We start from the raw sequence: 24,149 nt of genomic DNA on the forward strand, positions 1-24,149 counted from the left end.
GCCGCCCCACCGGGGCGGCGCCGCCCCGGCCTGCGGCTAGGACCGGAGCACGGCGGAGTACGCCGCGGCGGTCGTCTCCGCGACCCGCTCCCAGCCCATCCGCCGTGTCGCCGACTCCAGCCCCGCCTTCGCGTACCGCTGCCAGGTCGCCTCGTCGCGCAGCAGGGTGACCAGCGCGCCGGCCAGGGCCGGTGCGTCGGCCGGCGGCACCGACAGGCCGTTCACGCCGTGGTCGAGGACCGCGCGGACGCAGGCGACGTCGGTGCCGACGACGGGCAGGCCGACGGCCATCGCCTCGACCAGCGCCATCGCCGGCGGCGAGGTGGTGTAGTCGAACTTGAACGGCCAGGTGCCCACCTGCGCGGCGGCCAGCTCGGCCAGCAGGTCCGGCACCGGCTCGGTGACCACCTCGATGGCCTCGCCGGCCGCGCCGGCCCGGGCCAGGATCCGCGGCAGCTCCGGGCGCGGGATCAGCAGCAGCCGCAGCCGCGCGCCGGGTACCGCCGCCCTGACCCGGGGGAACGCGGCCAGCAGGGTGTCCAGGCCGCGGACCCCCTCCGCGCGGCCGGCGAAGACGATGGTCGGCCGTTCGGAGTCGAACCGGGCCCGGCGCGGGTCGACCGGCGCGCCGGAGCTGAACCGGACGACGTTCAGGCCGCGCCGGCCGCCGAGCCGGTCGGCGACCCGGGGGTCGGGGGTGAGCACCGTGGTCACCCCGGCCCGGCGCAGCGCGGCGGCGGCGAGCGGTACCGGCAGGACCGTGGTCACCAGGACCCGCAGCCGCAGCACGTTGGAGCTGCGCATCTCCGAGACGGTGGCCCGCCGCCACGCGCCCGGGCTGGGCAGGGTCGGCCAGGCGTACGCGGTGAGCAGCTTGCGGTGCCCCCGCAGCGCCGGCAGCAGCGCCAGGAACGGGCCGAGCGCGCCGGCGTGCAGGTGCACCAGGTCCGGCCGGATCTTGTCGAGCGCGTCGCGCAGGGCGTCCCCGCGCCCGAGCGGGAACGTCTCCAGCGCGCCGCCGATCTCGTGCACGCCGTTGAACGCGTCCTGGCCGTCGAGCGCGTGGGTGGTGATGAGGTGGTGCTCGCCGGGGATCCGGTTGGCCATCTCGGTGACCGTGCGGCCCATCGCCTCCCGGGCCGAGAACTCGGAGATCACGTGCGCGACCCTGGTCATGCGGCACCCCCGCGTACGCCGCTGTCCAGCTTGCGGACCGCCAGCTTGTGCCGCACCTGGCCGAGCGCGCCGAAGCCGAACTCGCCGACCTTCATCACCCACAGGCCGCCGTAGAGCAGCGGGTGCGAGAAGACGTACCGGAAGTTCTTCAGGTACAGGGCGAAGCGGTTGAAGATGTTGGTCTGCCACCGGTACGCCTCGGGATGCTCGGCGGCGAAGAGGTCGGCGGTGCCGGAGTAGCCCAGCTTCTTGCGCATGGTCTTGCCCAGCCGCAGGTCGCCCTCGTTGTGGTAGAGGAAGTTGCGGGTCCGGCCGATCGCGAACCCGGCCTCGCGCACCCGCAGGTCGAAGTCCTTGTCCTCGGAGAAGACCATCCGCTCGTCGTGGCCGCCGAGCCGGTCGTAGATCTCGCGCCGCACGCAGCGCAGCGACTCGATCTGCTCCACCCCGTCGTAGATCTTCTTCTCCAGCCACTTGCAGGAGGCCCAGAACGTGGTGCCGAACGACTCCTCCGGGATGACCAGGGCGTCGTAGCCGCCCGAGAGCAGGTCGACGCACTCGCCCAGCAGGCCGGGGGTGACCTTCATGTCGGAGTCGAGGTGCAGCAGGATCGATCCGCGCGCCTCGGCCGCGCCGCGCTTGCGGCCCTGTGCCATCGAGCGGTTCTCCCGCAGATACGTCACGTCCAGGCCGTCGGCCCGGAACTGCGCGGTCAGCGCGCTGGTGCCGTCCGTGGAGCGCAGGTCGTCGTTGATGATCACCTCGAAGTCCCGGTACTCCGAGGCGGCGCACGCGCCCAGGAAGTCACGCAGCAGCGGCGCGCTGTTGTAGGCGGGAACGATCACCGACACCACGGGGTGGCTTGTCATCGGGCAGTCTCCAAGGCCGGTGGGAGCCGGTGCGTGCGAATTCCACCTATTATGAGCTGCTTTCACCACTTCGATACTGATATCGACGAGGTCACCGCGGGTTAAGCGTCGGCGCCCCGAAGCTGGTTCTTGTGACCTCTCCGGCTCTTGACCACGGTCGAGGCGTGCACGCCCTGCGGCACCCGGGCGCGCTGCTCCACCGCGGCCAGCAGGGTCGCGGCGACCTCGTCCCAGCCGTGCGCCCCGCCGTGCGGCAGCGCGGGGAACGGCTCGCTCAGCCGGGCCGGCAACAGCTCGCCGAGCCGGCGCGCGAGGGCCTGCGGCTCCGGCGGCACCACGACGCCGCGCGCGGCACGCGTCGAGTCGCGAAGCCCGGGCACGTCGTACGCGATCGTGGGAGTGCCCAGCGCGGCGGCCTCGGTGACGACCAGGCCCCAGCCCTCGCGGACACTCGTCGAGAGGTGCACGTGCGCCCGCGCCATCCGGTCGTGCTTGACCGCCTCGGACACCCGGCCGAGGAACTCGACGCCCTCCGGGGCGGCCGCTTGCAGCTTGGCGAGCATGGGCCCGCCGCCGATCATCCAGAGCCGCAGGTCGGGGATCTCCCGGCGGGCCAACCGCACCGCCTGGATCACGTCCCACGGGCGCTTGTAGCTGACCATCCGGCCGCAGAACACGGCGGTCGGCTGCTCCTCCTTGGCGACCTCCGGCAGGACGGCCGGCGACTCGTAGCCCTCGGGCACGACGGTGACGTCGCGGGCGCCGAAGCGGGCCAGCGCGTCGCGCGTCGAGTCCGAGACCGCCAGGATCGGCGAACCGGCCAGCCGGCGCAGCCAGCGCGGCTCGAGCACGTACCGGCCGAGGTGCGCGGCCAGCGGCGGGGCGTTGTGGTGCCAGATCTCCTCGCAGGTCTGGTGCACCAGCGCGACGGTGCGGGCGCCGTCGTCGACCCACTCGTGTGCGTGGAAGGGCACGGTGTTCGTCTCGTCGACGACCACGTCGAAGCGGCCCCGACCGTAGCGCTGCCACCAGCGGCGGGCCTCGCGGTACACGGTGAACCGGCTGCCGGCGCGCACCACCCGGTAGCCGTCGACGATCTCGGCGGCGGGCTGCCCGGCGACGGCCGCGGCGAAGAGCGTCACCTCGTGGCCGGCCCGCGCCCAGCGGCGCAGGACCTGCTCGGTGTAGACCTCCGCGCCGCCCGCGGCCGGGTGCGTCAGGTCGCGCCAGTTCAGAACGAGGATGCGCACGGGGCCTCCGCGGGTCAGGCCGCGGTAGCGGCAGTATGGGAAGGATCGGCACCGCCGGTGACGACCTGAGCCTTCGCCCGCGGTGCGCGCGCCCACGGCCGGCCCTCCAGCGCGGCCATCAGCAGCAGCGTCGGGACGAGGGCGGCGGCCGAGCAGGCGGCGATCTGCGCCGCGGAGCCGTGCCACACCTCGATGAGCGCGATCTCGAGCACGGCGCCGGCCCAGGGGACCGCGATCGTGCGCGACCGGCGGGCCATCGCGGCGTGGGTGAGCACGGACACCAGGCAGGTCAGCGCGGCGACGCTCGCCAGCGCGCGGACCAGGCCGGCCGCGTCGGCGTACCCGTCGCCGTAGAGCACGCTCAGCACCAGCGAGGGCACCGCGACGATCACCGCGGCGCCCAGCACGGCCGGCGCGGCGACGGCGGCGCCGCTGGTGAGCAGCGCCCGCCCCCGCCCGGCGGTCGGCCAGGCGGCGAGCAGCCGCGGGAAGACGGCCGCCATGATCCCCGCCGGCAGCGCCAGCACGGTCTTCGCCACGGTGGCGGCGGCGACGTACGAGCCGGAGGCGGCGTCGCCCAGGTGGTGCCGGGCGAGCAGCAGGTCGGCGGTGGAGAACAGGAACATGCCGGTGACCGCGATCCCGGCGTAGGCGACCGCGCCGAGCCGCAGCCCCGACGTGCCGGCGCCGGCCGGGCCCCGCATCCGCCGCGCCGCGAAGAGCAGGGCGGCGACCTCCGAGACGACGGTTCCGGCCAGGGCGCCCGAGACGCCGAAGGGTATGACGAGCACCAGTCCCAGCGTGAGCCGGACCACGGTGGCGACGAGGTAGGTCATCGCGACCGTGCCCACCCGCCGGGCGCCGAGCAGCAGCCCGCGGGCCGCCGCGGTCACGGCGGCCACGACCAGGTACGGGGCCAGCTGCGCGGCCTCGGCGAGCGACGCGAGGTGGAAGTAGTCGCGCAGCAGCGGCGCGCAGCCGAGGACGAGGAGCGCTGGCGGCAACGACCAGAGGGCGACCGAGCGCAGCGTCCGGCGGGTCGTCTCCCGGGTCAGGCCGTGCTCGGCGACCAGGGCGGAGGCGGCGGTCTGCAACGCGCCCAGCGGGACGCCCAGCATCACCATCGCGCTCAGCACCGCGCCCAGGGCGCCGTACGAGCCGGGGTCCATCAGGCGGCCGACCACCGCGTGGAAGGCGAGGTTGCCGGCGCTCTGCACGGCGACGGCGACGGCGATGGGCGCGGCGCCCAGGGCGGCGAGGCGCGCGATTCGGCCGGCAAGGGGGGTCACACCGTCTCTATCGACGGCCGGGACGCCGACCTGTCCGATTGTCGGGCGAACCTGGTCACGAAACCGGGGACGCGGGGCGGGCCCCGGGGTCCATAATCGGGATGAAATGACTGATTATCGGCAACTCGGCGCGGATCGGCGGCCACCGCAGGGCACCGCGGCGGGCGCCGCCTCCGACGCGCCGCAAGCGTCCGATCCGCAGGCCGGCCATCCGGAGGCCTCCGAACCGGCGGCCTCCGGGCTCAGCCGGCCCGATCTGCTGGCGGCCGTCGCCATCGCCCTCGACGCCGGCGGGCGGCCCTGGGCCTGGCAGGGCGAGGCCGGGGCGGCCGAGCGCTGGGCCGCCGACACCGGGCCCAAGGACCTCGACATCTGGTACTCCGCGCCGCCCTCCGAGAGCGACCCGGTCGACGTGCTCGCCCGCGCGTTCGCCGCCGCCCGGGTGGCCGAGGCGCACGACCCGCGCCGCCTGCGGCACGTGAGCCTGGCGATCGAGACCACCACCGGCCCGGCCGTAGTCGACGTGACCTACGGCGACCTGTGCGTCGGCCCCGTGCTGCTCGTGCCCGCCGCCAAGGTCACCGTCGATCCGGGCACGCACCGCCTCACCGGCGCCGCCGCGACGGCCGACCTGCTCGTGCGCCCGGTGCTGCGCGGCCGGGTGCCCGACCGGCCCCGGCTCGACGAGGCACGCGCGGCCTGGGCCGCGGCCGAGCCCGGTCACCGCAGGGACCTCGGCCGGCGGCTCGCCGCGCAGCTCGGCCACCGGGTCGCCGCCGACCTGATCGCCGTGGCCGGCGGCGCCCCACCCGACGCCAACCTGCCGCGGCGGGCCCGGCTGCGCCTGGCCGCCCGGAGCCTCGCGCCCGAGGTGGTGGCGTCCACCTGGGCACAGCGCCACACGGTGGTGCCGGCCCTGTGGGCCGCCGGGCCGCTCGGACTGCGTACCCGCGGCGTCGTCGTGGCCCTGGTCGGCACGGACGGCTCCGGCAAGTCGACGGTCGCCGACGGGCTGCACGACCGCCTGCACCGCTACGGGCTGCCCACCAGCGCGGCCTACTTCGGCATGGCCCGGGGCAACCTGCCCGGTGTCGCCCTCGCCCGCCGCGTGCTCGGGGTCGGCTCCACCGCGCCGACGCTGGACAGCGCCGCGCCGGCCCGGCTGCCGGCCACCGCGGCGGCATCCGTGCCGGCCGACCATCCCGGGCTGCGCCGCGTGGCCGCGTGGTTCTACGCCGGCGAGTACGTGTGGCGCTACCTGCGCACGGTCGCGCCGGCCGCGGCCCGCCGCCGCGTGGTGATCGCCGACCGCTGGGTCTACGACCTGCGCGAGTCGCCGTGGCCCGGCTCCCGCGCCGCCCGCTTCGCCGAGCGGGTGGTGCCCGCCCCGGACGTGCTGGTCCTGCCGGATGCGCCGGTCGAGCTCATCCACGCCCGCAAGCCCGAGCGCAGCCTCACCGAGCAGGCGGGCCAGCAGCAACGCTTCCGGGGGCTGCTCGCGGAGCATCCCGCCCGGCACGCCGAGCTGGTCGTCGACACCTCCGGCGCGGTGGCCGACCCGCTGGCGCACCTGGTCGCCGCGGTGGTGCAAGCGGCACACGGCCCTCCCCGGCGCCGCCACCACCGATGACCGCCGCCGCGACCCCGGCCGATGGCGCGCGGCCGGACCGGCGGCAGCCCCGCGGTGATTCGGACGGGGGCGGCCGGCCGGACCGGCGGCAGCCCGGCGGTGATTCGGACGGGGGCGCGCGGCCGGACCGGCGGCGGCCCGGAGGCGGCCGGCGCGCGGCCCGGCTGACCGCCGAGTCGGCGTTGCTCGGCCTGATCGCCGGGGTGACCGTGGTCGCGCCGTGGACCCGGGACGGCTACCTGCTGCTGCTCGACTGGGTGTCCGGGCCACACCAGGCCGTCGCGTCGGGCCTGTACGGCCTCGACCCGACCGCGCTCGACGCGCTGCCGTACCGGCTGTTCACCCACGGGCTGCGGACGGTCTTCGGCGCCGGCGCGACGGGCTGGCTGATCGTCCTCTGCTACTTCCCGTTGGCCGCGTCCGGCGTGTCCGCGCTCGCCGGCGGCGGCCGGGTGCGGCGCTACTGCGCCGCCCTGTTCGCGTGCTGCAACCCCTTCGTCGTCGAGCGCATCCAGGCCGGTCACGTCGCCTTCCTGCTCTCCGTCGGCCTGCTGAGCTGGCTGCTCGCCTCCGCGGTCTGGGCGCGGCGGCGCCGCGTGTGGTTCGCCGCCCGGCCCGCGGTCTGGTACGCGCTGGCCATGGTCGTCGGCCCGCACGCCGCCTGGCTGGGCGGTGCCTGCCTGGTCGCGGTGGCGCTGCTGCCGCGACCCGGGCGCAAGGATCTCGTCCGCACGGCCGCGGTCATCGCCTTCGCCGGGTGCGTCTACGCGTACGCGGTCGCGGTGATGATGAACGCGATCCTCGTCATCGGGGTCGGCGGCCAGGAGCTGGAGGTGTACGCCCCGCACGCCGGGCCCGGCGGGATGCTCACGACGCTGCTGTCGCTGCGCGGATTCTGGCGCGGGGCCGCCGACAGCAGCCCGCAGCTCACCCTGGGCTTCGTGCCCGCCGTCGTCATGGCGACCGCCGCCATCTGGGGCCTGGTCCGGCTCTGCCGCCGCGACCCGGTGGCCGGGGCGCCGCTGTCCGCGCTCGCGGTCTGCGGCGTGCTGCTCGGCGCCGGCATACACGGCCCGCTGGCCTCGGTGTACCGGACGGCGTTCGACGTCGTGCCCCTCTTCGAGGCGATGCGCGAGCAGCAGAAGTGGCTCGCGCTGACCATGCTGGCCTACGCCGTCGGCATCGGGGTCGCCGCGGAGGCGCTCGTCGCGGTCTGCCGGTCGGCCCGCCCGGCCGTGGCACGCCTGGCCGCGGGCGCCGGGCTGCTGGCGGTCGCGAGCGTGTACGCCGTCGTCGCCCCGTCGCTGGCTTGGGGCCTCGGCGGCAGCGTCCGGGTGACCCAGTACCCGGAGTCCTGGTACGCGGCCGACAAGATCATGGGAGACGGCACCGGCGGCATCCTCTTCCTGCCCTGGCACCTGTACCAGCCGTTCGGCTTCACCGGCTCGCGGACCGTCGCGACACCGGCCGGCGCCTTCTTCCGCCGACCCGTGCTCAGCAGCGACGCCGTGGAGCTCGGGCCGGTGCGGACGAACTCGGTCTCGCTGCGCACGGAGTACGTGCAGCGCCTCGTCGCCTCCGGGGTCACCGAGGGGTTCGGCCGCCTGATCGCCCCGCTCGGGATCAGCTTCGTCGTGCTGGCGCGGGACCGGGAGGCCGAGGCGTACGCCTGGCTGGAGACCCAGGACGACCTGCGGCGGGTGTTGCGCACCCCGCAGCTCGACGTCTACCACGTCGAGGTGGCGGGCACCGGCCGGGTGATCGCCGCGCGCAGGGGTGGCTACGACAAGGCGGTGGAGCTGGCGTCCCAGGGCGACCTCGGTAGCGAGGCGGTGCTGCCGGGCGGCCCGGAGCGGGGACCCCTGCCCTCGGCGGCGTCGGGTGGCATCGAGCGGACCAGCTCCACGAGCTGGCGGGTGCGGGACGGCACGCCGGGCTGGGTGGTGATACCCGAGGAGTGGTCGCCCGGCTGGTCGGCGCGGGATCTACCCACCCGGCGAACGGTGGCCGGGACGGTCGCGGTCGATGCCGGCGCCGGGGCGGTGACGGTGCGGTACACGCCGTGGCGGTGGCTGCGGATCGGGCTGATCGTGTCCCTGCTGGCGATCGCGGTGCTGCTGCTGTCGGGGCTGTGGGAGCACCGCCGTGACCTGCTGCGCTGGTGGTCGACGCCGCGCCTGGAGCGCCGGGGCAGGACCGGGCCGCGGGAAGAGGGGCTCAGGCAGCCTCGGCGACCTGAACGGTCCACGAGTTGGCGGCGGTGGAGAGGTACGGGCGGGCCACGGCCGGAGCGGCCGCCACGGCCGGACGGTACTGACCGGTCAGGTGCAGACGACCGAAGATGACGAACGTGTCGCGGATGGTACGCAGGATGGCCTTGGCGGACACCGTCGAGCCGGCGACCCGCTCCTCGAGCTTGACCGGAGCGCCGACGAAGCCGCGGATGCCGGCCGCCTTGGCGGCGACGAAGAACTCGAGGTCGAAGGCGAAGCGGCGCTCGCGCAGCCGGGGCAGCAGCTCGGCCAGCACGTCGCGGCGCAGGACCTTGCAACCGGTCTGGGTGTCGCGCATCCCGAGCAGGAACAGCAGCGTCACGAGCGTGGAGTAGAAGGTCGACACCAGCTTGCGGAACGGCGAGGAGGCGCTGGCGGAGCCGGCGTGCCGCTTGTCGGCGTAGACGCCGGCGTGGCCGCCCTCGCGCGCCAGGCGCAGGTACTCGGCCAGGTGGCGCGGGTCGATGTCGCCGTCGGCGTCGACGAAGCCGACCCAGGAGCCGCGCGCGGCAGCGAAGCCCAGGTGCAGCGCGCCGCCTTTGCCCTGGTTGACGCCGCTGGCGATGACCCGGACGTTCGGGATGCCGCCGAGGGTCTGCTCGGAGCCGTCGGTCGAGCCGTCCGAGACCGCGATGACCTCGTAGGCGACCTGCTCGGCGGCCAGGGACTCCACCAGCTTCAGGACGGTGGGGCGCAGCGCGGCGCCCGGGTTGTAGAACGGAACCACGACGGTGAGCTCGACAGCCGGGTCGGCCGAGGCCCACAGCCGCGTGGCGTTGAAGAGCGCCGGGCGGACGGAGGTGGGTGCGGTCGAAGCGGGGGAGGAGAGCAACGTCGCGGTCATGCCCCTGTTGTTCGGCGGGCAACCTCAACGCAACCTCTAGCGGGCTTCAAGCCGAAAGCAAGGATGCGGACGGGACCCGCCGCTAACCGTTTTCGCAACCGGGGCGTGTCACTATCGGGTCATGATCCCCCGTCCCCGCCGCCTGGGCCCGCTGTTGCTGGCCGCCTCCGTATTCGGCGTGCTCACCGCACCGGGCGTAGCGCTGGCCGACGGGCCGGGGTACGGCGGCACCGCGGACGCGCTCACCGTGCAGTGGCAGCCGCGGGCGGCCGACGACGAGGGACTGGCCGTCTACGCGCTCGGCTTCAAGGGCGGATCGCCGGTGAGCCTGCGGGTGGGAGCCGCCGCGGAGCGGACCGTCGTCGCGGACGCCGCCGGCGCGCTGCGCGTCCTGGTCGTCAACGCCGCGTCGGCCCCCGCACCCGCGTCGACCCCCGACACCACCGTGCTGCCGGTCACCGACGGCTCCACGAGCCGCCTCTCCTCCGGCACGAGCGTGCTCGCGGTGGGCAAGACCCCGGCCGGGATGACGCGGACGCTGGTCGGCTCGGTCCCGCCGGCGGAGGCCGGGCGGGGCATCCAGGACGTTGCGATGTGGGGCGGCGCCGCCGCGGTGCTCGGCGCCGCGGTGCTCTGGTCCCGCCGCCGCGGCCTGCCGGCGATGACCGGCGTCGTCCGGCGCCTCCGGCGCAAGGGCTGAGCGCGGCGCCGTCCGCCCGCGCGGTACTCACGTCGGTCCGGACATGAAGAGACCCACGCGCCGCGAGGGCGCGTGGGCCGGTCGTACGGGTGCGGGATATCAGGGCTCGAAGCGGTAGCCCACGCCGCGCACCGTCCGGATGTGCCGGGGCGCGGAGGCGGACTCGCCCAGCTTCTTACGCAGGTTGCCGACGTGCACGTCGATGATGTGGTCGTCGCCGTACCAGTTGTCGCCCCACACGTCCTCGAGCAGCTGGCCGCGGGTGAACGTGCGGCGCGGCGCGGAGGAGAGCAGGTCGAGGAAGCCGAACTCGATCTTGGTCAGCTCCAGCACCCGGCCGTCGAGGGTCACCTCGCGGACGTCGGGATCGATGCGCAGCAGGCCGTACTCGCGGATCGCCGTGCTGGTGGCGCCCGCCGAGCTGCGGGGCCGGCGCCGCATCGCCTGGATGCGGGCGGCGAGCTCGCGGGGCGAGAACGGCTTGGTGACGTAGTCGTCGGCGCCGACGGACAGACCGACGATCTTGTCGACCTCGTCTGTGCGGCCGGTGACCATGACGATGTAGGCGTCGGTGAACTGCCGGATCTGGCGGCACACCTCGATGCCGTCGACGTCGGGCAGGCCGAGGTCGAGGATGGCGATGTCCGGGTGTTCCTTCTGAGCCTGTTCCACCGCGCCCTTGCCGTCGGTCGCGACGACCACGTCGAAACCCTCCTTCTCCAGGAGGTGTTGGCAGAGCAGCATGAATTCGGGTGAGTCCTCGACGACGAGCGCGCGCGGCCTGGCCACGGGACCTCCATGTTCCTGACGAGACGACGGACGGCACCGCGCAGGACGACAGCGCGGCTCCGAGTCCTATCGGTCGGCCGGGCCGGAATCGAAGGCTTCGCCGGAAGGTAGCCCGGTCAGCCGAGGACCGGCACGATGCCGGCGGCGGTGATCTCGGCCCGGTCCGGCAGCGGTCCGGGCCGCGCCATGAAGTAACCCTGCCCGAGCATGACACCGAGCGCCTGCAGTTTCTCGTGCTCGGCGACGGTCTCGATGCCCTCGGCGATAAGCATGGCGCCGATGTCCTTCGCGAAGCCGACCAGCGAGCGGGCCAGCGCCATGCGGACCGGGTCGGTGTCGACGCCGCGGGTCAGGGTGATGTCGAGCTTGATGATGTCCGGGCGCAGCTGGAGGATGTGGCTCAGGCTGGCGAACCCGGCACCGGCGTCGTCGACGGCGATGAGGATGCCGGCGGAGCGCAGCTCCTCGGTGACCTTCACCAGCGACGGGTAGTCGTGCACCTGGGTGTGCTCGGTCAGCTCGACGGCGATGCCGCGCGAGGAGTGCTCCAGCAGGGTGGTGTGCACCCGCGGGTCCAGCAGCGCCTCCACCGAGAGATTCGCGCTCAGCCACGCCTGGGCCGGCATCTCGTCGAGGTACGCGAACGCCCGCTCGAGGGCGAGCAGCTCGAGGTCCACGCCGATGCCGGCCGCCAGGGCGGCGGCGAACGCGTCCGCCGGGCTGGGGAAGTGCGCCTTGTCGAAGCGGGCCAGCGCCTCGTAGGCCTTGACGACGCCGTCCTCGAGGCGGACGACCGGCTGGAACGTCGGCTGGATCGCCTGCGAGTGGATGACTTCCCGGAGGTTGCGCATGGCGGGCGCGTTGAGGGTCATGCTTCCTAGTTCGGCGGCGACCCTCAAGACAGGCTCAACCGGGTTTCAAGAGCACGGCAAGCCGCGATCCGGATCCGGGCATGAACTGACCCCGGCACGCAGGGGGGCGCGGCCGGGGTCAGTGGTTCATATGGGGACCGGTGAATCCGTGTACCTGGGAAACGAGGGTGGGGTGGGACGGGTGGCGCGGGTGGTGCGGGAGCGGGAGCGGGACGGGTGTGTGGGGTGGGACGGGTGGTGTCGGGGTGGGACGGGTGGCGCGGTGGTGCGGGTCAGGCCGCGACGGCCGCGTTCTCGCGGGCGCGGTGCAGGCACTCGATGAGCTCGTGCGGGTCGATCTCGGTCTCCGTGTCGGCGTCGACGTCGATGCAGCCGACCCACGCGCCGCCGGCCGCGGCGATGCCGGACTGCAGGGCCGCGCCCTTGTCCTGGAGCTCGGGGTCGGCGATGACCCGGAGCCAGGGCAGGCCCTCGAGGGTGCGCAGGGAGCCGTCCCGCGAGCCGCCGGGGACGGCGATCATCTCGAACGAGATGTTCTGCGCGTAGAGGGTCTCGGCGACACGCTCGACCGCGCGGCGCAGCGTGGCGCCGGGGTTGTGGAAGGGGACGACGACGGAGAACTCCACGGTCGCCTCGCCCGCAGACGAAGACTGCTGTGCGGGACCGGCGACGACGAACGGGGGGACGGCGATGAGGCTGGCAACAGTCATGCCCCGTAGTTCGGCGCGCTACCTCAACGCCGTCTCAGGCCGCTCTCAAGCCCGGCGCAAAGGTTCGCCGGGCGCTGATGGGCCGGAGAATGCGGGTTTCGCCGCCGCCCGCCCGTCACGAGGCCGTCACCACGGCGTCGCGGCGCTGGAGCACGAAGTGCTTGCCGCGCCGGCGCCGTGACCGGCGCGGCACCGGCCCCATCGGACAGTCGGCCGCCGAAGCGGATCATCGGTCGCGATACATTTGCGCCGTCTACATGAACGCCGGCGCACAACGACGTCGCTGCTGTCGGGGGCAGTCGATGCGGGGGAGTCGTGACGCCATGATCCGAGGGACACCAGCATGGATTCCTACACCATCACGATCCTGCCCAACGACGACAGCGGCAACAGCACCACGCTGGTGGTGGACACCTCCGGCGGCCAGGTCTGCATCACCGACGTCCGGCTGCACGCGGCCGGCGGCCTCACCGGCGGCCAGCTGCCGACGATCGATTTCGGTCTGCTGCTCAAGGCCGTGACCCCCGTGTCCTCCCCGGCCGTGATCGAGGCCGCGCCCGAACCCGAGCCGGCCGGCGTGCGGGCCGCCGCGCCCGAGCCGCCGGCCGTCGTAGAGGAGCCGGCGCCGGTCGCGGTGCCCGAGCCCGTCGAGGCCCGGCCGGCGCCCGTCGCCGTGCCCCGGCCCCGCCGCGCCAAGCGGGCACCCGCCGCGGCGCCGGCGCCCGCACCGACGCCGCGGGCGGCCTCCCGCCGGGTCGCCGCCGTGAAGACCGCCGCGCCCAGGCCGGCAGCGAAGAAGACCGTCGCGCCGAAGCCGGCCGCGAGGAAGACCGTCGCGCCGAAGCCGGCAGCGAAGAAGACCGTCGCGCCGAAGCCGGCCGCGAGGAAGACCGTCGCGCCCGAGCCGGCCGCGAAGCGCGCCGGCCGCGGGTCCGCCGCCGAGAGGAAGCCGGCGACGAAGACCGCCGCCACCACGGCGGGCAACGGCCGGGCGTACCGGCGCATGCCGGAGGACTTCGCCGCCGTGCTCCGGCAGGCCGGCACGGCAACCGCGATCGCGGACCACTACGGGGTGCCCCGGCACACCGCACAGGGGTGGATCCGGCGGCTCAGGTCGGCCGGGGGCGCCGCCGGGAGCTGACCGCGACACCCCGGTGGGAGCGCGTGTGTTCCCTTCCGGCCACGGGTGGCCTTAGATATGGACAAAGGTCGATACCTTGGTCGAGGGTCTGGTGATCGTCTTGCGTCCCGCCGTTCGCACTCTGCTGATCTCCCTGCTCATCACCGTCTTCGCGCTGCCGGGGGTGCCCGCGGCCGACGCCGGCGCGGCCCCCGGCCCGGCGGCCCCCGGCTGGGCGCCCCCGTTGAGCACCCGCGGGCGTTACATCGTCGACGCCGACGGGGTGCGGTTCAAGCTGCTGTCCGGCAACTGGCACGGTGCGAGCGGGACCTGGAACGGCTCGGGTGACGAGGCCGACGACGCCGCGCACCACGCCGGCGAGAACTCGGGCCGGATACCGCTCGGCCTCGACCGGGCGCCGCTCGCCGAGATCGTCGCCGGCTTCCGGTCGATCGGCCTCAACAGCCTGCGGCTCCCGTTCTCCGGCGAGATGCTGCACGACACGCGGCCGGTGACCGATGCCGCCGTGGCGGCCAACCCCCGGTTCCGGGGCATGACCCCGCTGCAGGTGTACGACGAGGTGGTCGCGGCGGCGACCGGCGCCGGACTCGCGGTGATCCTCAACAACCACACCAACACCACGCGCTGGTGCTGCGGCGTCGACGGCAACGAGCGGTGGAACGCGAGCCAGTCCGCGACGCAGTGGGAGGAGAACTGGCTGTCCGTCGTCCGGCGCTACCGGGACAACCCCCGGGTGGTCGGCGCGGATCTCTACAACGAGGTACGCCGCACGGTCTGGGACGATCCGAACTGGGGCTGGGGCGACGACCACGACTGGTTCGCCGCATCGCAGCGGCTCGGCGACCGGATCCTGCGCGAGGCCAACCCGAACCTGCTGATCATCGTCGAGGGCATCAACTGGACCGGCATCCCGGTCGACGGCTTCCCGCACGGGCGTCCCACGCTCAGGCCCGTCGGATCGCTCTCGCACACCCTGGTGAGGTCCGGGAAGCTGGTCTACGCGGCACACTTCTACGACTACACCGGGCCGAACCACACCGGCGCGACCGGGGTCGGCGAGACCAGCGACCCGCGGTACCGCGACCTGAGCCGCGCCGAGCTCGCCCAGGTGCTGTACCGGGACGCGTTCTTCGTGGCCGCCGAGCCCGGCCGGCACTTCACCGCGCCGGTGTGGATCAGCGAGTTCGGTGTCGACGGGAACGCGCCGGCCGGCACGAAGCAGCGGGACTGGTTCGCCGCCTTCGCCGACCACCTGATCCAGGCCGACGCGGACTTCGCCTACTGGCCGGCGGTCGGCCGGACCGAGAACCGCGGCGTCAACGGCTGGGCGCTGCTCTACTGGGACGCCTCCGGCCGGCGGACCGGACCGTACGACGGCGGCGACTGGCGGGCCGGCGACTGGACCAGGCTGGTCACCTCCGCCGGCCGCACCGGCTACGTCGATCCGGTGCCGCGCCGGTCGATGCTGAGCCCGGACCACGGCGACTTCATCCAGTCGCTGCGCATGCGCGACAGGCCGGACTGGGATCCCGGTGCCCGCAAGGCGGCCTGCCCGGACGGCCAGCGGCTGATCGGCCTCGGTCACACCGGGAACCGGGCGCTGTGCACCGACACCGCCGCCGCGGACCTGTGGGCCCCGTCGGCGGCGTATCAGGTCGTCACCGACGAGCGGTACGTCGCCGGCGACTGGGCCTCCAGGTACACCAAGCTGCAGTGCCCGGCCGGATCCTTCGTCATCGGGTACGCCGTTCGCGGCGCGGCGGTGTCGAGCGCGCTGTGCGCCACGGCGGCCACCGCGCTGGCGGGCAGCGGCCGGACGGTGTGGTTCGACCGCGGCGACAACCGCCCGGCGGGCAACCCCGGCGGCGACTTCGCCACCGGCAGCTACAAGGGCCAGTGCGGCGACGACGAGTACGTGGCGGGCATCGCGTACACCGGCCGGCTGGGCTCCTCCCGTACCCCCGACGCGCTGTACTGCCGGCGGCTGCCCTGACCCGCGCCGCGGCTGGGGCTGGCGCAAACAGGTTTGTAATGCAAACCTGTTGGCATGACCACTGATTCGGTACCCGCCGGCGGCGATCCCCGCCGGCTGCTGTCAGACGTGCGCACCCTCGCCCACCGCGTGCGGCTCGACCAGCGGGTGACCTGGGTCGCGCTGCTGGTGCTGGCCGCGGTGACGTTCCTGGGCATCCCGTTCGACTGGTACGGCATGAAGGTGCACTGCCTGCCCGACGGCGGCTGCGAGTTCGCGCGCCGGGGCGTCCTGTTCTACTGGCCACCGGCGCTGCTGCTGGCGTACGCGGCGATCGCCGTCTGTTACGTGCGGGCCACCCGGGCGCGCGGGGTCGGCGCCCGCGTGCTGCCCTACGCGATCACCGGTGTCGCGCTGACCGTCCTGTTCACCGCCGCGTGGGTGGCGGCGGCCCTGTACTTCCCGAGCCACCCCACCCGCTTCCCGGAACCGGTGCTCGTGCTGGACCGCCTGATCGCACCGTGGGGCGCGATCGGGGTGGCGCTGCTGGTGCTGGCCCGGCTGGAGCGCAATCTCGCCCTGCTGGCGTTCACCGTCGGCTACCTGGCGGTGGTGCTGGTGCCGATCGACCTCGGCTGGGGCGACGACTGGGGCATCCGGACGGCGTTCCTCCCGCAGCAGGTCATCAACGGCACCGTGCTGCTGCTGGGCGCGGTCGGCTTCGCGGTGGCCCGCCGGCGGCAGCGGTGACCGCCGAGGCCGGCATCCCCGACGCGGGCGGACCCGGCGCCCACCCGGTGACCGGCCTGGACGACGTGGTGCACCAGCGGGTCCGGCTCGGCATCCTCACCATCACGCACGAGGCGCGGCGGGTCGAGTTCGGCTACCTGAAAGCCCAGCTGGAGCTGACCGCCGGCAACCTGTCACAGCACCTGGCTGTGCTGGAGACGGCCGGTCTGGTCGAGGTCGAGAAGGGGTACTCCGGCCGGCGTGGCCGGACCTGGATCACGCTCACCGCCGCCGGCAGCGCCGCGCTGGCCGAGGAGATCGGGCGGCTGAAGCTGCTCATCGCCCGTGTCGAGACCCCCGGCACCCCGCAGGACCTGGCCGGCTGACGCGCGTCGCGGTCTACGCACCGCAAACGGTGCAGACACGGCGCGCACACGGTCGCTCGCTGCTCGTGGCGAGCTACGCGGCGTGGGGCTGGGGCCTGCGAACCGGGCTGCGGGCAAACTGGCGGCTGCTTACCCGGACGGGTACCAGCACGCTGTCCAAGGCCGCGTACGACCTGACCCGGCGCAGGACGGACGGGGTGCGCGCGGCCCGGGCGGCGGCCGCGGCCGGCTACGCCGGTACGGAGATCGCCAAGGAGGCGCCCTACTACGCGCCGCGCGGACCGCGACCGGCCGGTCCTGTTCTTCGGCGTCGGCCCGACCCTGCACCACGTGTTCGCGGCCGCCGAGGTCGCCTCCGAGATCCACCTGGGCGACTACCTGCCGGCGAACCTGGCCGAGATCCGGCGGTGGCTGGACCGGGCACCCGGTGCGCACGACTGGCGGCCGTTCGTGCGCCACACGCTGCGGTGCGAGGGCAACCGCTGCCCGACCGCCGAGCAGGTGGCGGCCCGGGAGGACCTGACCCGAACGAAGATCACCGCGCTGCTCCGGGTCGACGGCCGGGACCCGCAGCCGGTGGAGCGGGAGTACGCGACGGTGGTCAGCGCCTACTGCGCGGACTCCGCCACCGCCGACCGGGCGGCCTGGCAGTCGTTCATGCGGCACATCACCGGCCTCGTCAGCCCGGGCGGCCTCTTCGTCACCGCGGCCCTGCGCCGGTGCCGCGGCTACACCGTCGCGGGCAAGGCCTTCGCCGGCGCCGACGTCGACGGGCACGACCTGCGGGCGGTGCTCCGGCCCGGCTTCGACATGCCGGACGGGTCCATCGAGGTCGTTCCGGTGGCGCGGCGGGCGCCGCACGGGTACGCGGCGATCGTGCTCTGCCGGGCCCGCCGGCGCCTGCGTCCGGCGCCCGCCCGGGCCCGGGCGGAGAGCAGGTTTCCACAACCCGTTTAGAACGGCACCCCGCGCGTCTATGTTGTGCCGGGCAACGGGGGATGCGACGCGGAGGTGGTGGAGACCGTGGACCTGACGGAGCTGCTGCGGCGGCTGGCGGCGATCGACTGGGCCTGGACACCGGACGGCGTGCGCGCCGCGCTGGCCGGCGCGGGCTGGGTGCCGGTCGAGGCGGCCGGCGCCCGGCACACGTACCGGCTCGAGGACCGCAGGCTGGACACCTACGTGGAGGGTGACCGCGTCGTGCGGGCCGAGGTCACCCTCGCCGCCTCCTGGCCCGACCCGGACGACGAGTACCAGGACGACCTGATCGACGAGTACTACCGGCTGTGGGAGGAGACGTCGGAGGCGGCCGAGCCGGTGCTGGGCGAGCCGTCCTTCAGCGACGGCTTCGGCAACGACGGCTTCCCCTGCGACCAGAACGCCGGCTGGGCGACCGTGTGGCCGCGGGACACCGCCCGGATCATGATCACTCAGGTGCACGAGGACAAGGAGCTGCCGTACCGGCTGCTGGCGGTGTGCGCACCGCGCTGCCCGCGGGAATGAACCCGGCTCAGGCGGCCGACAGGGCGGCAGCGAGCTGGTTCGACCAGGCGCGCACGACCCGGGCCCGCCGGCGGGAGTCGTCGGTAAGCACGTCCGCCAGGGCCAGGCCCCGGGCCAGGTCGAGGGTGGCCTGGATGAGGGCGCGCACGGCCGGATCGGTGTCGTCCACCCCGAGCAGGCGTACCGCCCGGTGGTGCACGCCGCGGGCGAAATGACGCTCCAGCGGGACCACGGCGGAGCGCAGCTCGGGTTCGGCGGCCGCCACCGTCCACACCTGCAGCGCCGCCCGGAACAGCTCGCCGCCGATGGCGTTGACGAGGCCGGTCACCACCGCGTGTACCCGCTCCGGGCCGGAACCCCCGGGGTCGGGCAGCGCGTCGAGCAGCGCCGCCCGCTCGGCGAACATGTGCTCCAGGGCGGCGAGGATGAGCGCCTCACGGGTACGGAAGTGGTGTTGCACGGCGCCCCGGCTGATGCCGGCCTCGGCGGCGATGAACCCCACCGTCGAGACCTCCCATCCGTGGTGGGCCAGGCACCGGATGGCGGTCTCCAGCAGGTGCCGGCGGGTTGCCCGGGACCGGTCCTGTTTGGGCGCGGAGCCGTCAGCCATCCGTGTCCTCTGCGCACGCCACCACCGCGAGGGGAGTGCCCTGGCCGACCTGCTGCCCGACCTCGACCGGCAGGTCCGTCACCGTGCCGGCGGCGGGGGCGTGCACCACGTGCTCCATCTTCATGGCCTCCAGCCAGATCAGCGGCTGACCGGCCACGACGGCCTCGCCGACCTGCACACCCACCCGCACCACGGTGCCGGGCATCGGCGCCACCAGCGCGCCGGCGGGCAGCCGCGACGAGGGGTCGGTGAAGCGGGGCACCCGGCGCAGCTCGACCGAGCCCCGCGGGCCGTCGACGACCACCCGGTCGTCGAACCGGCCGACCGCCCACGCCCGGCGCACGCCGTCGACGTCGAGCACGACGCGGTCGGCGGCGGCGTCGACCAGCGTGAGCCCGGTGACGCCGGTGGGCGGCTCCGCGAGCTCGAGACCGGCACGGCCGAACCGGTACCGGACCTCGAACTCCTGTTCGCCCGCGGCGTACGTGCGGCTGCGGTAGCCGACCGGGATGCTGCGGAATCCGGCGGTGAGGGCGGGCAGCAGCGGCCCGCGCTCGTGCGCGGCGTCCGACAGCGCCGCGGCCAGGGCGCCGAGCGCCGGCTCCAGCCCGGCGCCGGCGGTCAGCGCGGCCGGCGGGTTGGCGGCGTAGAAGCCGGTGTCGGCGGTGCCGGCCAGGAAGTCCGGGTGGAGCAGGCTCGCGACCAGCAGGTCGCGGTTGGTGGTCACGCCGTGGACCCGTGCGCGGCGCAGGACGGCGGCGAGCTGCCGGGCCGCGGCCTCGCGGGTCTCCGCGTACGCGACGACCTTGGCGAGCATGGCGTCGTAGTGTGTGCCGACGACGCTGCCGGGCTCGACGCCCGAGTCGAGGCGGATCCCGTCGAGGCCGGTGCGGTCGAACCGGGCGGTCACGCCGGGCACGTCGAAGGTGACGACGGTGCCGGTCTGCGGGCGCCAGTCGTCGACCGGGCTCTCGGCGTACAGGCGGGCCTCGATGGCGTGGCCGGCCATCACCGGTTCGGCGCCGGTCAGCGGGGCGCCCGCGGCGATGTCGAGCTGCAGGCCGACCAGGTCGGTGCCGGTGACGCACTCGGTGACCGGGTGCTCGACCTGCAGGCGGGTGTTCATCTCGAGGAACCAGAAGTCGCCGTCGTCGTCGGCGAGGAACTCCACCGTCCCGGCGCCGCGGTAGCCGACCGCCGCCGCGGCGTCGCGGCCCGCGGCGAGCAGCCGCTTGCGCAGGCCGCTCCCGATCCGGTCGACGAGCGGCGCGGGCGCCTCCTCGATGACCTTCTGGTGGCGGCGCTGCAGCGAACACTCGCGCTCGCCCAGCGCCCAGACCGTGCCGTGCGCGTCGGCCAGGATCTGCACCTCGACGTGGTGCCCGGCGGGAAGGTACGGCTCGCAGAAGACGGTGGCGTCGCCGAACGCGGCGCCGGCCTCCCGCGCGGCGGACGCCACCGCGCCCGGCAGCTCGGCGAGCGTGCGGACGATCCGCATGCCCCGGCCGCCGCCGCCGGCCGACGCCTTGACCAGCACGGGCAGCTGGGCCTCGGTGATGGTGTCCGGATCGAGCAGGTCGAGCACGGGCAGGCCCGCGGCGGCCATCCGGCGCTTCGACTCGACCTTGGAACCCATCACCTCGATCGCTTCGGGGTCCGGACCGATCCAGGTCAGGCCCGCGTCGCGCACCGAACGGGCGAAGTCCGCGTTCTCGGCGAGGAAGCCGTAGCCGGGGTGGATCGCGTCGGCGCCGGCCCGCCGCGCCGCCTCGATGATGAGATCGCCGCGCAGGTAGGTATCGGCCGGCGCGGAACCGGGCAGGCGTACCGCGCTGTCGGCCTCCCGGACATGCGGGCTGCCGGCGTCGGGGTCGGCGAAGACGGCGACGGTGGCCAGGCCGCGACGGCGGCAGGTGGCGAAGATCCGCCGGGCGATCTCGCCGCGGTTGGCGACCAGTACGCCGGTGATCGGCCGAGAGTGCGGGGTCATCGTTGCCTCACATCCGGAAGACGCCGAAGGCGTCGGTGCCCTGTACCGGCGCGGTGTGTATCGCGGAAAGGGCGACGCCGAGGACGTCGCGGGTGTCGCGGGGGTCGATGATGCCGTCGTCGTAGACGAGTCCGGACAGGACCATCGGCATCGCCTCCGCGGAGATCTGCTGTTCGATCGCGTGCCGGACCACCTGCGCGCCGTCCTCGTGGAAGGGTCTGCCCTGCGAGAGCGCGGACGCCTTGGACACCATGTAGGTGACGTCGGCGAGTTGCTGCGCACCCATGACCGAGGATCGCGCGCTCGGCCAGGTGAAGACGAAACGGGGGTCGTAGGCGCGGCCGCACATGCCGTAGTGCCCGGCGCCGTACGAGTTGCCGACCAGCACCGAGATGTGCGGGACCGTCGAGTTCGACACCGCGTTGATCATCATGGCGCCGTGTTTGATGATCCCGCCCTGCTCGTACTCCTTGCCGACCATGTAGCCGGTCGTGTTGTGCAGGAACAGCAGGGGAGTGTGCGACCTGTTGGCGAGCTGGATGAACTGTGCCGCCTTCTGCGCCTCGGCGCTGAACAGCACGCCGCGGGCGTTGGCCAGGATGCCGACCGGAAAGCCGTGCAGCTCGGCCCAGCCGGTCACCAGCGAGCTGCCGTACAGGGGCTTGAACTCGTCGAAGTCGCTGTCGTCGACGATCCGGGCGATGAGCTCCCGGGGATCGAACGGGGACTTCAGGTCGGGCGGCACGATCGCCAGCAGGTCCTCGGCGGGGTACCGCGGCGGCCGGGGCGCGGCCGTCGCCGGCCCGGACGCCTTGCGCCAGTTCAGCCGCGCGACGATCCGCCGCCCGATCCGGATGGCGTCCTGTTCGTCGACGGCGTAGTGGTCGGCGAGGCCGGACACGCGGGCGTGCATCTCGGCGCCGCCGAGCGACTCGTCGTCGGACTCCTCGCCGGTGGCGGCCTTGACCAGCGGCGGGCCGGCGAGGAACACCTTCGACCGGTTCTCGATCATCACCACGTGGTCGCTCATGCCCGGCAGGTAGGCGCCGCCGGCCGTCGAGTTGCCGAAGACCAGCGCGATCGTGGGGATCCCGGCGGCGGACATGCGGGTGAGGTCGCGGAAGACGGCCCCGCCGGGGATGAAGACCTCCTTCTGCGTCGGCAGGTCCGCACCGCCGGACTCGACAAGCGCGATGACCGGCAGCCGGTTCCGCAGCGCGATCTCGTGCATCCGCAGCGTCTTCCGCAGCGACCACGGGTTGCTCGCGCCGCCCTTGACCGTCGGATCGTTGGCCAGCAGCAGGCATTCCACCCCGCTGACCACGCCGATGCCGGCGACGACGCTGCCGCCGACGGTGAACTGCGAGCCGTAGCCCGCCAGCGCGGCCAGCTCCAGGAACGGCGAGTCCAGGTCGAGCAGCAGCTCGATCCGCTCCCGGGCGGTCATCTTCCCCCGGGCGTGGTGCCGGGCGACCGCCTTCTCGCCGCCGCCGGCCACGGCCTTTGCGGTTTCCGCCGCGACCTCGCCGAGGGCGTCGAGCATGGCCTGCCGTGCGGCGCGGGCGTCCGCGTCCGATGGATCCAGAGTGGACCGCAGGATGGTCACGCTTCCTCCTTGGCGGGCAGTAGCGATGCGGGTATCCCGACGTGCCGCGAACGCAGCCACTCACCGAGGCCCTTCGCCTGCGGATCGAAGCGGGCGTGGTAGGCGACACCTTCGCCGAGGAGCCCCTCGATGACGACGTTGACGGCCCGCAGGTTGGGCAGCCGGGTGATCCGTACCGGCAGCCCCGCCGTCTCCGGCAGCAGCTCGCGGACGGAGTCCTCGGTGATCAGTGCGGCCAGCCACGGGTACGCGGGATCCTCACGCACCCAGAGGCCCACGTTGGCGTTGCCGCCCTTGTCGCCGGAGCGCGCCCCGGCGAGAGTGCCGAGCGGCAGGCGACGGGTCGTGCCCGGCTCGCGTTGCGCCGGATCGGGAGCGGGCCCGGCCAGCGGTTCGAGGGGCCGGGTGAGCGGCGGCGGGGCGATCCGCTCCACGAGGCCGTCGAGCACGACCTCGTGCGCGGGGACGCCCTGCGCCACGTACCCGGCGGTGAACACCCCGTACGGGTGGGCGCGCCCCGGCGGCGTCGTGCTGAAGAAGCCCGGGTACGACGACAGCGCGACCTCGACGGCGGGATTGGTGAACGCGCGGCCCGCCACCTTCTCGTCCGGGTCCCGGGCGACGACGGTGAGCAGGGCGGACGCCCGCTGCTGCGTCGGCGCGTCCGCGGCGTCTACCCGGGCCAGGTCCCAGGTGACCTCGGCCGGATCGGCGGCGCCGCGGGCGGCCTCGAACTGCCGCCGGAACAGGTCGGCCTTCGCCTCGATGTCGAGGCCGGTCAGCACCACCGTCATCTCGTTGCGGTAGCCGCCGATCGAGGTGCACGACACCTTGAGGTCGGGCGGCGGGGCCTCACCGCGTACGCCGGTGATCTCCACCCGGTCCGGACCGGCCTGCCGCAGCGACACCGTGTCGAGGCGGGTGGTGACGTCGGGGCCGGCGTACCGCGCGTCGTCGATCTCGTACATGAGCTGTGCGGTCACCGTGCCGACGGTGACCGCGCCCGAGGTGCCCGGGTGCTTGGTGATGACGCTGGATCCGTCCGGGTGGAGCTCGGCGATCGGGAACCCCGGCCGGACCAGGTCGGCGATCTCGGTGAAGAACGGGTAGTTACCGCCGGTCGCCTGCGTGCCGCACTCGATCACGTGGCCGGCCACCGTGGCGCCGGCGAGCGCGTCGAAGTCGGTCCGGCCCCAGCCGAAGTGGGCGATCGCCGGCCCGACGACCAGGGAGGCGTCGGTCACCCGCCCGGTGACGACGACGTCCGCGCCGGCGGTGAGGGCCCGGGCGATACCGAACGCGCCGAGGTAGGCGTGCGCGCCGAGCGGTGAGCCCAGGCCGAGCGCGCCGGCCCCCGCGGTCAGGTCGTCACCGCGCACCAGCGCGATCCTGGCGGGGAGGCCCAGCTCGCGGATCGCGGCGACCAGGCCGGGCGGGTTGACGCCGCCCGCGTTGGCGACGATGCGGACGCCGCGGTCCAGCGCCAGCCGCAGGCAGTCCCGCAGCTGGGCGAGGAACGTCCGCGCGTAGCCGGCCGCCGGGTCGGCCATCCGGTCCCGGCCGAGGATGAGCATGGTCAGCTCGGCGAGGTAGTCGCCGGTCAGCACGTCGAGCTCGCCGCCCTCGAGCATCTCCCGCATCGCCGAGAGCCGATCACCGTAGAACCCGGAGCAGTTACCGACCCGGAGCACGCTCATGCCATCCCTCCGCCGGCCGATGATTCGCTCGCTTATGGCACGGACACTGGCACAGCCGGGAAAAACAAGCAAGCATGCTTGTTTCTGCGGCGTGCCGTCGCTACCGTCGGCGT

20 protein-coding genes and 1 pseudogene are annotated in these 24,149 nt (G+C 74.2%); 9 read left to right on the forward strand and 12 right to left on the reverse strand.

The window, feature by feature from the left end:
* Nucleotides 1–36 precede the first annotated feature (36 nt).
* From AB0B58_RS32755 to AB0B58_RS32770, 4 genes are all read right to left on the reverse strand, one after another.
* Nucleotides 37–1,176 carry a glycosyltransferase family 4 protein gene (locus AB0B58_RS32755; protein ID WP_360231615.1) on the reverse strand — a complete coding sequence of 380 codons (1,140 nt, stop codon included), beginning with the start codon at nt 1,174–1,176 and terminating at the stop codon, nt 37–39.
* Nucleotides 1,173–2,045 carry a glycosyltransferase gene (locus tag AB0B58_RS32760; RefSeq protein WP_360231618.1) on the reverse strand — a complete coding sequence of 291 codons (873 nt, stop codon included), beginning with the start codon at nt 2,043–2,045 and terminating at the stop codon, nt 1,173–1,175. Before AB0B58_RS32760 ends, AB0B58_RS32755 begins: the two co-directional genes overlap by 4 nt.
* A gap of 101 nt (nt 2,046–2,146) precedes the next feature.
* Complete coding sequence (locus AB0B58_RS32765) at nt 2,147–3,295, reverse strand: glycosyltransferase family 4 protein (protein ID WP_360231621.1); 1,149 nt, start codon at nt 3,293–3,295, stop codon at nt 2,147–2,149.
* Nucleotides 3,296–3,309: 14 nt separating this feature from the next.
* Complete coding sequence (locus tag AB0B58_RS32770; protein WP_360231624.1) at nt 3,310–4,584, reverse strand: polysaccharide biosynthesis protein; 1,275 nt, start codon at nt 4,582–4,584, stop codon at nt 3,310–3,312.
* Between the two features lie 106 nt (nt 4,585–4,690).
* On the opposite strand from AB0B58_RS32770, the gene AB0B58_RS32775 reads away from it, so the two are divergent.
* Nucleotides 4,691–6,214: a thymidylate kinase gene (locus AB0B58_RS32775; RefSeq protein ID WP_360231627.1), complete on the forward strand. Its 1,524-nt coding sequence runs from the start codon at nt 4,691–4,693 to the stop codon at nt 6,212–6,214.
* The gene (locus AB0B58_RS32780; protein ID WP_360231630.1) at nt 6,211–8,559 is read left to right on the forward strand and encodes a hypothetical protein; all 2,349 of its coding nucleotides are present in this window, start codon (nt 6,211–6,213) and stop codon (nt 8,557–8,559) included. The genes AB0B58_RS32775 and AB0B58_RS32780 overlap by 4 nt, the downstream gene beginning before the upstream one ends.
* Nucleotides 8,560–8,626: 67 nt before the next feature.
* Here the strand turns inward: AB0B58_RS32780 and AB0B58_RS32785 are convergent.
* Nucleotides 8,627–9,331 (reverse strand): annotated as a pseudogene (locus tag AB0B58_RS32785) (glycosyltransferase family 2 protein); the annotation flags it as partial.
* A gap of 121 nt (nt 9,332–9,452) precedes the next feature.
* On the opposite strand from AB0B58_RS32785, the gene AB0B58_RS32790 reads away from it, so the two are divergent.
* On the forward strand, nt 9,453–10,031 hold the full coding sequence (locus tag AB0B58_RS32790; protein WP_360231633.1) for a hypothetical protein: 579 nt from the start codon (nt 9,453–9,455) through the stop codon (nt 10,029–10,031).
* Between the two features lie 99 nt (nt 10,032–10,130).
* Here the strand turns inward: AB0B58_RS32790 and AB0B58_RS32795 are convergent, their stop codons facing one another.
* The 3 genes from AB0B58_RS32795 to AB0B58_RS32805 form a co-directional block, all read right to left on the reverse strand.
* On the reverse strand, nt 10,131–10,820 hold the full coding sequence (locus AB0B58_RS32795) for a response regulator transcription factor (protein ID WP_360231636.1): 690 nt from the start codon (nt 10,818–10,820) through the stop codon (nt 10,131–10,133).
* Nucleotides 10,821–10,936: 116 nt separating this feature from the next.
* Nucleotides 10,937–11,692, reverse strand: a complete 756-nt coding sequence (locus tag AB0B58_RS32800) for an EAL domain-containing protein (protein WP_360231639.1) — start codon at nt 11,690–11,692, stop codon at nt 10,937–10,939.
* A gap of 272 nt (nt 11,693–11,964) precedes the next feature.
* Nucleotides 11,965–12,402 carry a glycosyltransferase gene (locus AB0B58_RS32805; RefSeq protein WP_360231642.1) on the reverse strand — a complete coding sequence of 146 codons (438 nt, stop codon included), beginning with the start codon at nt 12,400–12,402 and terminating at the stop codon, nt 11,965–11,967.
* A gap of 343 nt (nt 12,403–12,745) precedes the next feature.
* Between AB0B58_RS32805 and AB0B58_RS32810 the strand changes: the two genes are divergently transcribed.
* From AB0B58_RS32810 to AB0B58_RS32835, 6 genes are all read left to right on the forward strand, one after another.
* The gene (locus tag AB0B58_RS32810; protein WP_360231645.1) at nt 12,746–13,543 is read left to right on the forward strand and encodes a hypothetical protein; all 798 of its coding nucleotides are present in this window, start codon (nt 12,746–12,748) and stop codon (nt 13,541–13,543) included.
* 91 nt (nt 13,544–13,634) lie between these two features.
* Nucleotides 13,635–15,536, forward strand: a complete 1,902-nt coding sequence (locus AB0B58_RS32815) for a cellulase family glycosylhydrolase (RefSeq protein WP_360231648.1) — start codon at nt 13,635–13,637, stop codon at nt 15,534–15,536.
* Between the two features lie 54 nt (nt 15,537–15,590).
* Nucleotides 15,591–16,265 carry a hypothetical protein gene (locus AB0B58_RS32820; RefSeq protein WP_360231651.1) on the forward strand — a complete coding sequence of 225 codons (675 nt, stop codon included), beginning with the start codon at nt 15,591–15,593 and terminating at the stop codon, nt 16,263–16,265.
* Nucleotides 16,262–16,630 carry a transcriptional regulator gene (locus AB0B58_RS32825; protein WP_360231654.1) on the forward strand — a complete coding sequence of 123 codons (369 nt, stop codon included), beginning with the start codon at nt 16,262–16,264 and terminating at the stop codon, nt 16,628–16,630. Before AB0B58_RS32820 ends, AB0B58_RS32825 begins: the two co-directional genes overlap by 4 nt.
* A gap of 330 nt (nt 16,631–16,960) precedes the next feature.
* Nucleotides 16,961–17,587, forward strand: a complete 627-nt coding sequence (locus AB0B58_RS32830; RefSeq protein WP_360231657.1) for a hypothetical protein — start codon at nt 16,961–16,963, stop codon at nt 17,585–17,587.
* Nucleotides 17,588–17,653: 66 nt separating this feature from the next.
* Complete coding sequence (locus AB0B58_RS32835; protein ID WP_360231660.1) at nt 17,654–18,133, forward strand: DUF6301 family protein; 480 nt, start codon at nt 17,654–17,656, stop codon at nt 18,131–18,133.
* A 7-nt stretch (nt 18,134–18,140) separates the two neighbouring features.
* Here AB0B58_RS32835 and AB0B58_RS32840 read toward each other — a convergent pair whose 3' ends face one another.
* Genes AB0B58_RS32840 through AB0B58_RS32855 form a run of 4 tightly spaced genes read right to left on the reverse strand, consistent with a single transcriptional unit; the run spans nt 18,141 to nt 24,036 of the window.
* A complete protein-coding gene (locus AB0B58_RS32840; RefSeq protein WP_360231663.1) occupies nt 18,141–18,743 on the reverse strand; it encodes a TetR/AcrR family transcriptional regulator in 603 nt (200 codons plus the stop codon).
* Nucleotides 18,736–20,733: a biotin carboxylase N-terminal domain-containing protein gene (locus AB0B58_RS32845; protein ID WP_360231666.1), complete on the reverse strand. Its 1,998-nt coding sequence runs from the start codon at nt 20,731–20,733 to the stop codon at nt 18,736–18,738. The genes AB0B58_RS32840 and AB0B58_RS32845 overlap by 8 nt, the downstream gene beginning before the upstream one ends.
* Before the next feature lie 7 nt (nt 20,734–20,740).
* Entirely contained in the window at nt 20,741–22,339 is a 1,599-nt protein-coding gene (locus AB0B58_RS32850; RefSeq protein WP_360231669.1) for an acyl-CoA carboxylase subunit beta, read from the reverse strand.
* On the reverse strand, nt 22,336–24,036 hold the full coding sequence (locus AB0B58_RS32855; protein WP_360231672.1) for an acyclic terpene utilization AtuA family protein: 1,701 nt from the start codon (nt 24,034–24,036) through the stop codon (nt 22,336–22,338). Before AB0B58_RS32855 ends, AB0B58_RS32850 begins: the two co-directional genes overlap by 4 nt.
* Nucleotides 24,037–24,149: the final 113 nt, after the last annotated feature.

Source organism: Actinoplanes sp. NPDC049118 (assembly GCF_040648555.1).
Classification (GTDB): Bacteria; Actinomycetota; Actinomycetes; order Mycobacteriales; family Micromonosporaceae; genus Actinoplanes.